This is a genomic window from Nonlabens agnitus (genome assembly GCF_002994045.1).
GTDB lineage: Bacteria > Bacteroidota > Bacteroidia > Flavobacteriales > Flavobacteriaceae > Nonlabens > Nonlabens agnitus.
This window is the reverse complement of record NZ_MQUC01000003.1, coordinates 2,655,572-2,669,089: the sequence shown is the minus strand read 5'-3', so window position 1 is coordinate 2,669,089 and position 13,518 is coordinate 2,655,572. Positions and strand designations below refer to the sequence as shown.

10 protein-coding genes are annotated in these 13,518 nt (G+C 41.0%); 9 read left to right on the top strand and 1 reads right to left on the bottom strand.

From position 1 onward, the window contains the following. Positions 1-279: 279 nt before the first annotated feature. From BST86_RS12325 to BST86_RS12295, 7 genes are all read left to right on the top strand, one after another. Positions 280-3,306, top strand: coding sequence for a SusC/RagA family TonB-linked outer membrane protein (locus tag BST86_RS12325; RefSeq protein ID WP_105984033.1), 3,027 nt, complete (start codon positions 280-282; stop codon positions 3,304-3,306). After that, positions 3,293-4,774: a RagB/SusD family nutrient uptake outer membrane protein gene (locus BST86_RS12320; RefSeq protein WP_105983510.1), complete on the top strand. Its 1,482-nt coding sequence runs from the start codon at positions 3,293-3,295 to the stop codon at positions 4,772-4,774. Before BST86_RS12325 ends, BST86_RS12320 begins: the two co-directional genes overlap by 14 nt. A gap of 10 nt (positions 4,775-4,784) precedes the next feature. Continuing rightward, positions 4,785-5,885: a hypothetical protein gene (locus BST86_RS12315; protein WP_105983509.1), complete on the top strand. Its 1,101-nt coding sequence runs from the start codon at positions 4,785-4,787 to the stop codon at positions 5,883-5,885. Between the two features lie 11 nt (positions 5,886-5,896). Then, entirely contained in the window at positions 5,897-6,886 is a 990-nt protein-coding gene (locus tag BST86_RS12310; RefSeq protein ID WP_105983508.1) for a PKD domain-containing protein, read from the top strand. A 273-nt stretch (positions 6,887-7,159) separates the two neighbouring features. Further along, complete coding sequence (locus BST86_RS12305) at positions 7,160-7,831, top strand: succinate dehydrogenase cytochrome b subunit (protein ID WP_105983507.1); 672 nt, start codon at positions 7,160-7,162, stop codon at positions 7,829-7,831. A gap of 2 nt (positions 7,832-7,833) precedes the next feature. After that, positions 7,834-9,837, top strand: coding sequence for a fumarate reductase/succinate dehydrogenase flavoprotein subunit (locus tag BST86_RS12300; protein WP_105983506.1), 2,004 nt, complete (start codon positions 7,834-7,836; stop codon positions 9,835-9,837). A gap of 94 nt (positions 9,838-9,931) precedes the next feature. Beyond that, on the top strand, positions 9,932-10,678 hold the full coding sequence (locus BST86_RS12295; protein WP_105983505.1) for a succinate dehydrogenase/fumarate reductase iron-sulfur subunit: 747 nt from the start codon (positions 9,932-9,934) through the stop codon (positions 10,676-10,678). Positions 10,679-10,753: 75 nt separating this feature from the next. Here BST86_RS12295 and BST86_RS12290 read toward each other — a convergent pair whose 3' ends face one another. After that, a complete protein-coding gene (locus BST86_RS12290) occupies positions 10,754-11,605 on the bottom strand; it encodes a DUF5694 domain-containing protein (protein ID WP_105983504.1) in 852 nt (283 codons plus the stop codon). A 187-nt stretch (positions 11,606-11,792) separates the two neighbouring features. Here BST86_RS12290 and BST86_RS12285 point away from each other — a divergent pair, with 187 nt between their 5' ends. Continuing rightward, positions 11,793-12,827: a sensor histidine kinase gene (locus BST86_RS12285; RefSeq protein WP_105983503.1), complete on the top strand. Its 1,035-nt coding sequence runs from the start codon at positions 11,793-11,795 to the stop codon at positions 12,825-12,827. Beyond that, positions 12,824-13,516, top strand: a complete 693-nt coding sequence (locus tag BST86_RS12280) for a LytR/AlgR family response regulator transcription factor (RefSeq protein ID WP_105983502.1) — start codon at positions 12,824-12,826, stop codon at positions 13,514-13,516. The genes BST86_RS12285 and BST86_RS12280 overlap by 4 nt, the downstream gene beginning before the upstream one ends. Positions 13,517-13,518 lie beyond the last annotated feature (2 nt).

Sequence of the window (13,518 nt, the reverse complement as noted above, 5' to 3'; positions counted from 1 at the left end):
GCAATCAAACACGTTTAAATCGTGCCTGTCGTAAGTTCTGCTGATTTTCTTGACGAACTATACATTACCTCATCATGCAGCTAGATTATGTTAACAACACAAAATTTAATTTGGCTATATTTAGTTGTTTTTCAATTGTTTAACTACGTTTTTTAAACTTTACACTTTGTTGCACTTTTTTATAGGTGCTTTTGCGTGAGGTCAAGTAGAAATCTTAATATTTTTATAAAACTTTACTACAACGTTGTAGCTAACCAAACGTTCACTAATATCAATTTCATGAACAAATTAACTTTTTTACTCATTTATCTTATTGCGTTAGTAGGCATTGCTCAGGAAAATATTATTACAGGAAAAGTTCTAGAGGAATCAACTGGAGAGGTTTTGCTAGGTGCAACCGTTCAAAACCTTACTAACAACAACGCGACGACCACTGATTTTGATGGTAATTTCTCCATTCCTGCATCCAGCGGTGATGTCCTTAAAATCTCCTACATAGGTAAGGTTGCACAGCAGATAACAGTCTCTGACAATTCTGTTCTTACCATTAGATTAATGGACGATGTAGCTTCCCTAGGTGAAATCGTGGTGGTAGGTTATGGAACCCAAGCGGTGAGAGAGATTACTGGTGCGGTTAGTATTGTAGATAGTGAGGTAATTGAAAACCTCAAACCTACCCGAGTAGAAGAAGCGCTGCAGGGTCAAGTTCCTGGTGTCAATGTTACTTCTTCATCTGGCTCGCCTGGAGCTGGTTTAAATATTAGAATACGTGGTATCTCCACAAATGGTGATAACCGCCCATTGATTTTAGTTGATGGAAATATTATAGAGGATTTGAGTGTTATCAATCCTGGAGATATTGAAAGTATCTCTGTATTAAAAGACGCCACTGCTGGTATTTATGGGGTACGAGCGGCGAATGGGGTAATTATCATAACTACCAAAGGTGGTCGCAAAAATCAAGACTTGACAGTAGAGTTCAATTCTTGGGGTGGTTTTCAAGAAACTTCTAGAAGGCTACCAACCTTGAATGCACAACAATATGCTCTTTTAAAGAATGAAGCTTTTGCCAACAATGGTGAAGCGTTACCATTTACAGACATTTCCAACCTTAACAATACAGACTATCAGGATGAGGTTTTTGACAATGCGTTCATCTTAAACAATGATGTGTCTGTTAGAGGTGGAACTGAGAAATCTGTCTATGCTTTTGGCATGGCTGCTTTACTTCAGGACGGTATCGTTGGAAGCGATAAGTCAGATTTTGATCGATTCACTTTACGTGGAAATTTTGACCACGACTGGACAAAAAATTTAAAAATGAAGACCGGTTTTTTATATTCTCATACCAGTAATAAAGGAATTAATGAAGGTGGATTAGGTTCTGTTCTTTTTAATGCATTGAACATGGCGCCTACCATTCCTGTTCGTGATGAAAATGGAGACTTCTCAATTGCAGAAGGCTTAGGGAATGAAGTCATCAATCCCGAGGCACAGCTAGCAAATACCTTCAATAGAAATTATGTTGGGAAAATCAGTGGTAACTTTGGTCTTACCTATTCCTTCTTGGATAATTTTGAGGCTACGGCGAGGATTCAAGCCAATTACTCAGAAGCTACTGGAAACAATTTTAATCCACGAGCATTCTACGGATCTGGAAAAGTGTTCAACTTAACAGAAAACGTCTACAGCGAGTATGAGAACTTTTTCAGTGATTATACTTATGATGCCTTTGTAAAATACGACAACACCTTCAACGATCTACATAATGTAGAAGCTACCGTTGGTATGAGTGCGTTTAGAACTCGTGGAGATTTCAATGGTTTTACAGGTTTTGGAAATGTAAGCAACGACTATAATGAGGTGAGTCTTCAAGATGCTGATCGCGTTATTGATGGTGATGAAAATGGGGCGCGCCGATTTGACCAGCGATTATTATCGCACTTTGTACGAGTTCAATATGATTACGATGGGAAATATTTATTTTCTGGAGTTTTACGTCGTGATGGTAGTACCATTTTTGGTCCTGAAAACAGATTTGGTTACTTCCCATCTGCCAGTATAGGTTGGGTAGCTTCTGATGAAGAATTCTTAGCAGACAGCGAAGTATTTGACTTTTTGAAATTTAGAGCATCTGCTGGTATTATAGGGAATGATAGAATTCCAGCTTTCGGTTATGTATCTCTTTTAAACGGTGAAGGTCAATATGTGTTCAATGGTCAAATTGTAAATGGAACCGCTGGCGGAGCGTTAAGCAACCCTGAAATCAAATGGGAAGAGCAGTTCACGACTAACGTTGGTGTTGATATGCAGTTCTTATCCAACAAGATGAATGTTACCATTGATTACTTCAATAGAGAAACCAATGATTTATTAATTGCTCCTGCCGTTTCAGGAGTATTGGGATCTGGTGCTCCTGGATCTAGTGCTCCGTTTATTAATGGTGGTGATATCAGAAACCGAGGTCTGGAGTTTTTGATTGGATATTCAGACAAGTTATCTGACGATTTTAGCTTTAATGTTAGTTACAATTTTGCCACGTTAGATAATGAAGTCCTATCGGTTAACAATGACAACGGCTTTATTGAGGCTGGTGGTTTTGGAGTAGGTCAACCTCCTATCACTAGATTTCAAGAAGGATTTCCAATAGGATATTTTTATGGATTCCAGACTGATGGTATTTTCCAAAATACCGCCGAAGTAGCAGCTCATCCTTCTCAAATTGCGCTAGGAGCAAATGCGCAACCTGGAGACATTAGGTATCTAGACTTGAATGAAGATGGTATAATCAACCTTGACGACAGAACTGAATTAGGCAATCCAATACCAGATGTTACAATGGGTATGAATTTGAGTTTCAATTACAAAAATTGGGATTTCCAGAGTTACTTCTTCGCCTCTATAGGCAATGACATGGTGCGCAATTATGAACGTAATCAGGCACTCACAAACTTAACAACCAACGCCTTGAACAGATGGACTGGTGAAGGCACTTCTAACTATTTTCCCAGAGTTACTACAGGAGCCACGGCTAATCAAGTGTTCTCTGATTTTTATGTAGAGGACGCATCCTTCGTTAGAGCCCAAAATATACAATTGGGATACACTCTTAATGAAGGTTTATTAGATAACTTACAACTTAGCAGCTTGAGAGTCTATGCTTCAGTGAGAAATGCTTTTACATTGACAGAATATAGAGGTTATGATCCTAGTGCAAGTTCAGGAGATCCATTAGCAAGTGGTATCGACAACGGCTTCTACCCAGTAGCTAGAACATTTTTAGTAGGATTAAATGCAAAATTTTAAAAATATAAAGATGAAAATTTACAAAATTTACATTCTATTATTTCTTGCGGCGTTAGTATTTAACGCATGTAGCGAAGACTACCTAGAAATCGAAAGTGAAGACGCAAACTCTGAAAACTTCTTCAATTCCCAAGCTGATTATGAGAACGCTCTGGTTGCAGCTTATGATTTATTACAATCCACTTACTTGAATGTGATGTTGGGAGAAATTGCTTCAGACAACACATTAGCCGGTGGAGAAAGTGCTACGGACACTCCAGGAATACAGCAAATTGATGATATGATTCATACACCAGTGAACGATCAGCTATCTGATATATGGAGATGGATGTTTGCCGGCGTCAATAGAGCAAATTACATTCTGGAGTTTCAAGACAAAACTGATTTTCCAGACAAGCCAAGAGTTCTAGGCGAGGCAAGATTTCTAAGAGCATATTATTATTTTGAATTGGTAAAGTTCTTTGGAGATGTTCCACTGGTAGTGGACCAGCGTTTATTATTTGGCGATCAGTTTGCAGTGGATCGCACTCCTAAAGAAGAAGTTTATGCTCAGATAGAGCTTGATTTACAATATGCGATCGACAATTTAGAATATTCGACTCCTGATGTGGGTAGAGCCACTAAGGGTAGCGCTCAGGCATTATTGGGTAAAGTGTACCTATTCCAACAAAAATATGGTGATGCAGCAGATGTTCTTGACGATTTGATATTATCCAATCAATACTCACTAGTGGAAGACTATTCCACGATTTTTGAAAATGATAATGAAAACAATTCAGAGTCTGTGTTTGAGATCCAGTATTCTGATTTAGAAGGTGCGGGATTTGGATGTTTACAGTGTAGCGAAGGTAACGTTGCAGTAGGGTTTAATGGAATAAGAAGTTATGATGGTCCTCTTTTTGAGTCTGGATTTAGCTTTAATGTTCCGACGCAAGAGGTGGTCGATTTATTTGAATCAGAGGATATTAGAAAAGAAACAGCCATACTAGATATTGATGCTTTTGCCGCAGCCAATGGAGCAACGTTTAGCGTAGGTTTTGAGCACACTGGATATTATAACAGAAAATATATCGCAAGAAAAGGAGACCTCAATACAGGTGACGCTAACTTAACGAATCCAAATAATTATAGAGCAATACGGTTAGCAGATGTATACCTTATGGCTGCCGAGGCTTACAATATTGGCAATCTGGGCGATGGCACAGCTCGCGAATATTTGAACATAGTTCGTAGAAGAGCTAATCTAGATGATGTGGATCTCTCTGGTACAGCATTGCGGGACGCTATTTTTAAAGATCGTCGCCTAGAGCTAGTAGGTGAAGGCCATCATTTCTTTGATCTGGTAAGAACCGGTAGAGCGGCAAATGAAATTGACGGATTTGTGCCTGGCAAACATGAGGTGTTTCCTGTACCGTTGGAAGAGATACTGCTAGCGGGTAATCGCTGGGAACAAAATCCTAATTATTAAAAAAATTGAAATGAAGAATATTAAATATTTTCTAGTTGCATTCATAGCAATAGGTAGCAGTGTTTTTTACAGCTGTGAAAACGATGATGCAGATGATCTTTCATTAGATTTTCAGGCTCCATCCAATCTTGATCTAACCTTCAATATTTCTCAAGATAATAGCGGTTTAGTGATCATATCGCCTTCAGGTACAAATGTTGGTAGCTTTGAGGTGTTTTATGGAGACGGGACAGGAGAGTCTGTTATACTTCCTTTAGGCGATAATGCACAGCGCAACTATCCTGAAGGTTCGTTCACTGTTCGTGTTGTTGCTAAGAGTTTAGGCGGGCAAACAGCCGAAATCGTGAAAGACCTGTCTGTTTCTTACAGAACCCCTGAGAACTTGCAAGTAACAGTCACTGAAAGTACCACTTCAAATTTTGGAGTCATCGTGACCGCCACAGCCGATTTCGCGTCTTCTTTTGAAGTTACTTTTGGCGAAGACCCTACACTAACACCTATAACATTTACAGAGGATGAGTCTGCCTCGTACGAATACTCGGCAATTGGTGAGTACACAATTACAGTGACTGCATTAAGCGGTGGTGCAGCAACTACTCAAACCACAGAAACGATAACTATAGACAATCCACCAGAACCAATCCTCCTGCCACTAGATTTTGAAGATGACAGAAGGCAATATGATATAGGAACAAATAATGGGTCGTTCTCCATCGTACCTAATCCTGTTCCAGGAACAAATAATAACTCATCGACGGTTGGACAGTTCGATAGAAATCAAACAGGTGGTAATAACTTTGCTTTGGTTGCTATAGTTATTGATGAAGCTCCATCTTTTGACGCTAACACCACATTTACTTTAAAGGTGTATTCTCCTAGAGCAGGCTTACCGGTTTGGCTTAAGATTGAAAGAGTTGGTAACAACAGTTTGTTTCAGGAAGTGACAAACGTCACAACAACAGTAGCAAACGCTTGGGAAACACTAACGTTTACAAACTTTAGCGGTAACACTACCGAAGATCTTAGGAACGTAGTCATTTTCTTTGATCCACTGGGAGCAACCTCAGCGGCAGAGACGATCTACATTGATGAATTGATACAAACAAACTAAAAGACATTGCAATGAAAAATTATTATAAGCTATTGTTGATGTTGGTACTAGGAATTTCCATCCAGTCCTGTCAAGATGATGATACTGAGTTTGGAGAGATCATCACTCCTAGCAATCTTAATATAAGTGTTTCCATACAAGGTCAAAGCGTCGCAGATCCTAATGGTGACGGTACTGGTATTGTTGTCTTTAGTGCCGCAGCAGACAATGCATTGAATTACACCTACGACTTTGGTGATGGGCGTACAGGTTCTACCTTCAATGGTGTTATTGAACATCGATTTGTACAATTGGGTGTTATAAGTTATAACGTGACAGTAACGGCGACTGGAACTGGCGGTGCTGCTTCAACAGAAACCATCGTTATCGATGTATTGAGCACATTTGACGATGCCGAAGCCAAGCAATTCCTGACTGGCGGTACAAGCAAAACTTGGTACTGGTCAGTGGCAGAAAGTAGCCATTGGGGTGTTGGACCTAGTAGTCCGGATCGAATTGCAGATCAGGCTCCAGCAGCTTATTATACACCAGCCTTTTTCTCTGTTCCAGCTTTTGGAAGGTATTGTAATGATTTAACGGAATGCTTCTATGAAGATGAGATGACCTTCACACAAGATGGAATTGATGTCATTTTTGAGTTGAACAATTTTGGGAGCACATACTTCCATAACTCATACCTCAGTCAATTTGGCGGGCCATCTGCAAATAATCCAGATAATGCAGATGAGTGTTTACCATTTGATGCGCCAGCGCCAGGAGTGATCACATTCGTTCCTACAACAGACACCGTTGTTCCAGTGGAAGAGTCCAGAAAAACCACCATGATTTTACCTAATGACAATTTCATAAGTTGGTACGCTGGTAGTAGTGAGTATGAAATTTTAGAGATTTCTGAAAATAGAATAGTATTGCGATGCATCCAAGGAAACAATCCTGACCTCGCTTGGTATCATACGCTTACCACAGATGTTCCTGTGAACCCTAATCCCACTTGTTCTTAATAAAAATTTAGTCCCATTTAAAAGCCGTTCTTGATAGAGCGGCTTTTTTTATGTTCGCTTTCGCGAAAGCGAACTGCTTCCAACCACCTTATCTATCGATAAACTGTAATTGTATTAGGAGATCACCGACTTAAATTAGGCAAAGTAGAGTCAGTTTTTATTTAGATTATTAAGATTGAATCAAAATAAAGCCGGTAGTTATGATATTACAAAAGCCTTAATTGAATATAGCAGCTTTCCCAACTATCTTTGCGGCAATTTAAAAATCGATACATGAGCGCATTAGTTAAATCTTCTCTTGCACGTAAATGGGTAATGGCACTTTCAGGTTTATTCCTGGTAGTATTTCTTACCCAACACTTTACCATCAATATCACATCGGTCATCGCTCCTGATACCTTTAATGAGTGGTCCCATTTTATGGGATATAACCCATTGGTACAGTTTGTACTGCAGCCTATCTTGATCGCTGGTGTCGTTGTACACTTTGTGATGGGAATCATTCTCGAAATTAGAAACAGTAAGGCCAGACCTATCAAATACAAGAAATTTGATGGTAATGCCAACTCTTCATGGGTCTCTAGAAACATGATTTTGACAGGTGCGGTTGTACTTGCTTTTTTGGGATTGCATTTCTACGATTTCTGGATTCATGAAATCAACTATAAATACATTGCAGTAGGCGTTGAGGATTCCACACGCTATTTACCTGAATTGAAGGAAAAATTTGTGGATCCAGTGAGAACTTGGATTTATGTAGGTTCGTTTGTTCTACTAGCACTACACTTATGGCATGGGTTCAATAGCTCATTCCAGTCCATGGGTGTGAAAAGCGTCAAGAAAGGTGATGGCTTGAGAAAGTTCACTTATGCATGGTCAGTTTTGATCCCAGCTGGATTTATTTTCATTGCTCTTTATCACCATTTTAATCATATAACAGCATAATTATGGCAGTTTTAGATTCTAAAGTACCTGAAGGACCATTAGAGGAAAAATGGGTCAATCATAAAAACAATATTAACCTGGTCAATCCAGCGAACAAACGTAACATTGACGTGATCGTTGTGGGAACTGGACTTGCGGGAAGTTCTGCTGCTGCGACTCTAGGTGAGTTAGGTTACAACGTTAAGACATTTTGCTACAATGACTCGCCACGTCGTGCACACTCCATTGCGGCACAAGGCGGTATCAATGCTGCAAAAAACTATCAAGGTGATGGTGACTCTAATTATCGCTTGTTTTACGACACCATCAAAGGTGGAGATTACCGCTCAAGAGAGGCTAACACATATCGCCTAGCCGAAGTTTCTTCCAATATCATTGACCAGTGCGTGGCACAAGGTGTTCCTTTTGCACGTGAGTACGGTGGATTGTTGGACAACCGTTCCTTTGGTGGAGTTCTTGTTTCAAGAACTTTCTATGCTGCAGGACAAACTGGACAGCAATTATTGCTGGGAGCATATTCTGCATTGAATAGACAAATCAATCGCGGTAAAGTACAGCCATTCAACCGTCATGAGATGTTAGATCTTGTGGTTGTGGATGGAAAAGCTCGTGGTATCATCGCTCGTAACCTTGTTACAGGAGAAATAGAGCGTCATGGTGCACATGCCGTAGTGATCGCCTCTGGTGGTTATGGAAACGTATTTTTCCTATCTACTAATGCGATGGGAAGTAACGTGATGGCGGCATGGAGAACACACCGCCGTGGTGCTTTCTTTGCAAACCCATGTTATACTCAAATTCACCCAACTTGTATTCCTGTAAGTGGTGAACACCAATCCAAATTGACCTTGATGTCAGAATCATTGAGAAATGATGGACGTATCTGGGTTCCTAAGAAAAAAGAAGATGCCGAAGCTATCCGTGCAGGAAAGCTTAAAGGTGTCAACATACCTGAAGAAGATAGAGATTACTACCTAGAACGTCGTTATCCAGCCTTTGGTAACCTAGTGCCACGTGACGTGGCTTCTAGAGCGGCCAAAGAGCGTTGTGATGCTGGTTATGGAGTGAACAAAACGGGTCAAGCCGTTTATCTAGACTTTGAAGCAGCCTTCAAACGTTATGGTAAAGTAGAGGCCTTGACGCGCGGTCACAAAAATGCCAGTGAAGAGGAAATGATCAAGCTAGGTAAGGAAGTCATCAAGAAAAAGTATGGTAACTTATTTGATATGTATCAGAACATCTCAGATGACAATCCATATGAGGTGCCTATGAAGATTTTCCCTGCGGTTCACTACACCATGGGTGGCCTTTGGGTAGATTATAACCTACAAACCACCATTCCTGGTTGTTTTGCAGCTGGTGAGGCTAACTTCTCTGACCACGGCGCCAACCGTCTAGGAGCAAGTGCATTGATGCAAGGTCTAGCAGATGGTTACTTTGTACTTCCATACACCATAGGTGATTATTTGGCTAACGAAATACGTACCGGCGAAATCTCTACAGATACTCCAGAATTTGAACAAGCAGAAAAAGACACTAAGGAGCGTATCGAGAAATTGATGAATGCTTCTGGAAAGCACTCTGTGGATTATTATCACAAGAAACTGGGTCTAATCATGTGGAACAAATGTGGAATGTCTCGCAACGCGACAGATCTACAAAAAGCCATGGATGAAATCAGTGAGCTTAGAGCAGACTTCTGGGCAAACGTGAGAGTGACCGGTAGTGCAGATACTAAGAACCAAGAGCTTGAGAAAGCTGGCCGTGTGGCAGACTTCTTGGAGCTAGGTGAATTGTTTGCAAAAGACGCCTTGGACCGCAACGAGAGCTGTGGTGGGCACTTCCGTGAGGAGTATCAAACGCCTGAAGGTGAAGCCTTGCGTGATGACGAGAACTATGATTATGTGGCCGCATGGGAATACAATGAAAACCCACGTGATGCCAAGCTCCACAAGGAAGAACTCGTCTTTGAAAACGTAGAATTAAAAACTAGATCTTATAAATAAGATTGTAATTAGTTCGCTTTCGCGAAAGCGAATTATTCAAAATAACACTGTGGTATCAACAGCAGTTGCACACCACGACTAACAGACAGCAGATATGAAATTAAACCTAAAAATCTGGAGACAAGAAGGACCTAACGTAAAAGGAAAGTTGGTAGATTACCCGCTGGACGGCGTTGATGGTGACATGTCTTTTCTTGAAATGATGGACATCCTTAATGAGGAGTTGATCAACAAAGGTGATGTCCCAGTAGAGTTTGACCACGATTGTCGCGAGGGAATCTGTGGGTCTTGTAACATGATGATCAACGGCGAGCCGCATGGACCGCAAAAATTGACCACAACGTGTCAATTGCACATGCGTAAATTCAATGACGGTGATACCATTACCATCGAGCCATGGAGAGCCAAGGCTTTCCCTGTGGTAAAAGACTTAATCGTGGACCGTTCTGCTTTTGATAGAATCCAGCAAGCTGGAGGTTACATTTCTGTCAATACTTCTGGTAACACTCAAGATGCTAATGCCACACCTATTGAAAAAGAAAAGGCAGATGAGGCGTTCTGGTCTGCAACCTGTATAGGTTGTGGAGCCTGTGTAGCGGCGTGTAAAAATGCAAGTGCTATGCTGTTTACCAGTGCAAAAATTTCTCAATACGCTTTATTACCACAAGGAGAGTTAGAAGCTACTCAACGTGTAGAAGCGATGGTGCGCCAGATGGATGAAGAAGGTTTTGGTAACTGTTCTAACACTGGAGCCTGTATGGTAGAATGTCCTAAAGGAATCAAACTAGAAAATATTGCCAGAATGAATCGTGAATACCTCAAAGCTGAAGTTGTAGGTTAAACCATCATTCAAATCATTTAAAAAACCCGATTCTTTAAGAATCGGGTTTTTTGATATTAACCAGTGCTTTTGTAATCAATCCCTCAAAAACTCCTGCGCATCTACGACATTATATCTAGGGCTATTCTTCATAAACTCATGGAAGAACGCCACGTGTGCGCCGCCGTTCAATACTAGGACACGATCCTCTGGCGTGATCTCAAGTCGGTTGATGTTTGCAAAAATCCTTAGGTTTCTTTTATAGAAATCTGCTGCGGTATCGGCGCCTTCAAAGTTGTCATCTGTATTAACATAGGTCATGAGATCTGCATTCACGTTTTTAAGAAAGCTTAAATATTCTGGTGTATTGGTAAAACGATACAACTGTTTAGTACTCGCTGTTTTTTCTAATTGCTGTGCTTGTCCTAATACAGGCATGAGCTGCCCATAATAATCCTGCATAATGGTATTTCCAGTAGCCGCTGCTAGTTGAGCAATACTATTATAGTCATACCCCATTTTGTGATCTATGGCATGTAGCGTTGCACCGCTAGCTCTGGCAATTTGAAATGCTAGAAGGCCAACCTCGCCATGATAGGTGCTTATTTTCTTGGGATTTTTAAGGTACGCGGCATATAGAGAATCCATAGTTTGCTGCTCTTCAGGAGTTACTTCAACCAATATTTTAGTGGGTTTGAATTGGCTCGCAAGTTGAACCGCCAGTTCGGCTATTTCATCTCTTCTTTGAGGCAAACTAGCGTCATAACTTGATTTATTGGCATCGCTTGTGTAGCCCATGTGCCAGGTGCCCAATAATAAAACGTCTGCACCGTCAAACTGGAAAGCCTCCTTGCTTTGTTGTAAAAATTGCTCCTCATTAAAGTCTTGGGCATAAGTTGTGAATGTTGCGGTTGCGATAAATGCGATGGATAGAATAAGTGTTCTCATGATATGTTGTTTTTGTTTGTTGAGCCAAATCTATCACCACATCAAAGCGTCCAAAGAGCCAACTCTATCAAGCCTTGAATTGACTCGACCAAACCCCTAAAAAGAGAGCTGCCCATTTCATAGACACAATCCTCGAGTTCATAGATACTCGCGCTGCGTTTCCCTTACACTTTGCTAACTTCACTTCATGAAATTAAGATTGGGACGTTTTATTGCATCGTTTTTTGGATTCTTCCTCATTATGGAAGCGCTACGTGATTTGATGCGCTCACCAGAATACTGGCAAAGATTTTTGGAAAACCCCATTGAATTCACGCTATCCATACTGCAGTCTGCACTGCTATTCATTTGCTACGCGCTTTTTTCTTACCTATTTCTCTATTCCCGTTACAAAAAACAACCTAAGTGGATTACCGTTGCCGGTATTATTACGATCGCTTTGGGCGTCATTGGGCTGCGTTACCTGGTAGAAGAAGTCATCCTCAAGGCCATCACTGGTTATGGCAATTATTACGAGGGCACGACCGCGCTTTACTACATCAGCGACAATCTATATTATGCGATTTTGTACACCGCATTTGGGGTTTGTTGGTTCTTTGTCAACTATGCCGTGATACGCGACCAGCAGCAACAGGAATTAGTTCTCGAGAACAAAAAGTCTGAGCTGGCCTTTCTCAAGTCGCAGATCAATCCGCATTTTTTGTTCAACATGCTCAACAACATCTACTCCTTGATCAATATGGGTTCTGACAAGGCATTGGCAGCTACCGAGAAGTTAGGCCAATTACTTCGGTACAGCCTTTATGAGACCGACAAGCTGGTGACGATTAGTGAAGAACTCGATGCTGTCATGGGTTATGTAGAGTTGGAGAAGTTACGCTTTCGCGAAAGCGTACAAACCACCATCCACTGCGATCCACAAGCACTGCATCTTCAAGTAACGCCATTTCTGCTCATGCCACTCGTGGAAAATGCCTTTAAACACGGCGTGGTAACCAATCCTAATCTGCCGATTACCATTCATATAGGTTTGGAACAAAAAATACTGCAATTAAAGGTGTCCAACGCGATCGCACAACGCGAAAAAGACAGCGTAGGCGGCATAGGTGTAGAAAACCTGCAAAAGCGCTTACAACTTACCTATGGCAGCGATTATAGCTTTGAAAAGACGATTGCGGATGAAGTCTTTACCGTTGTCATCAAAATCCATTTTCCATCATGATCAAATGCATCCTTATAGACGATGAGCCACTTGCGCTAGAATTGCTGGAATCGCACATCAAACGCACGGATGGTGTTGAGTTGTTGCAATCGTTTACCAATCCTATTGAAGCGCTGCAAGAACTGGAACGGCTACAACCAGATCTTATTTTTTCTGACATTCAAATGCCAGAACTTTCTGGCGTGCAGTTCTCTAAAATCGTCGGGAACAAATTTCCCATCATTTTTACAACTGCCTATGATCAATATGCCGTGCAGGGATACGAACTGGACGTGGTGGATTACCTGCTAAAACCCATCTCTCTGGAGCGCTTCCAGAAATCTGTTGCTAAGTTTCAAAGCCGTAACACAACCACAGCTACCGTTCATGCCGCCAGCGTACCAGACTATATTTTTGTAAAAAGCGAATATAAAACGCTCAAGATCAATCTTGCAGATATTCACTACATCAAGGGAATGGCAGATTATGTGACCATCGTCACGGCAGATAAAAAAATCCATACGCTGGAAAACCTGAAGTATTATGAGAAGACCTTGCCTGCAACAAATTTTATGCGTGTGCACAAAAGCTTCCTCATCGCCATGGATAAGATCGAGTTCATTGAGCGTAACCGAGCTGTGATTTTAGGAGATTACATTCCCGTGAGTGAGACCTATAAGAAAGCCTTTTTTGATAGGGTGAATGGGTGATT

Bases quoted from the DNA above. Each gene is read 5' to 3' on its own strand.
- BST86_RS12280 (WP_105983502.1), top strand. From the start codon at position 12,824: ATGATCAAATGCATCCTTATAGACGATGAGCCACTTGCGCTAGAATTG.
- BST86_RS12305 (WP_105983507.1), top strand. From the start codon at position 7,160: ATGAGCGCATTAGTTAAATCTTCTCTTGCACGTAAATGGGTAATGGCA.
- BST86_RS12310 (WP_105983508.1), top strand. From the start codon at position 5,897: ATGAAAAATTATTATAAGCTATTGTTGATGTTGGTACTAGGAATTTCC.
- BST86_RS12285 (WP_105983503.1), top strand. From the start codon at position 11,793: ATGAAATTAAGATTGGGACGTTTTATTGCATCGTTTTTTGGATTCTTC.
- BST86_RS12300 (WP_105983506.1), top strand. From the start codon at position 7,834: ATGGCAGTTTTAGATTCTAAAGTACCTGAAGGACCATTAGAGGAAAAA.
- BST86_RS12295 (WP_105983505.1), top strand. From the start codon at position 9,932: ATGAAATTAAACCTAAAAATCTGGAGACAAGAAGGACCTAACGTAAAA.
- BST86_RS12315 (WP_105983509.1), top strand. From the start codon at position 4,785: ATGAAGAATATTAAATATTTTCTAGTTGCATTCATAGCAATAGGTAGC.
- BST86_RS12320 (WP_105983510.1), top strand. From the start codon at position 3,293: ATGCAAAATTTTAAAAATATAAAGATGAAAATTTACAAAATTTACATT.
- BST86_RS12290 (WP_105983504.1), bottom strand. From the start codon at position 11,605: ATGAGAACACTTATTCTATCCATCGCATTTATCGCAACCGCAACATTC.
- BST86_RS12325 (WP_105984033.1), top strand. From the start codon at position 280: ATGAACAAATTAACTTTTTTACTCATTTATCTTATTGCGTTAGTAGGC.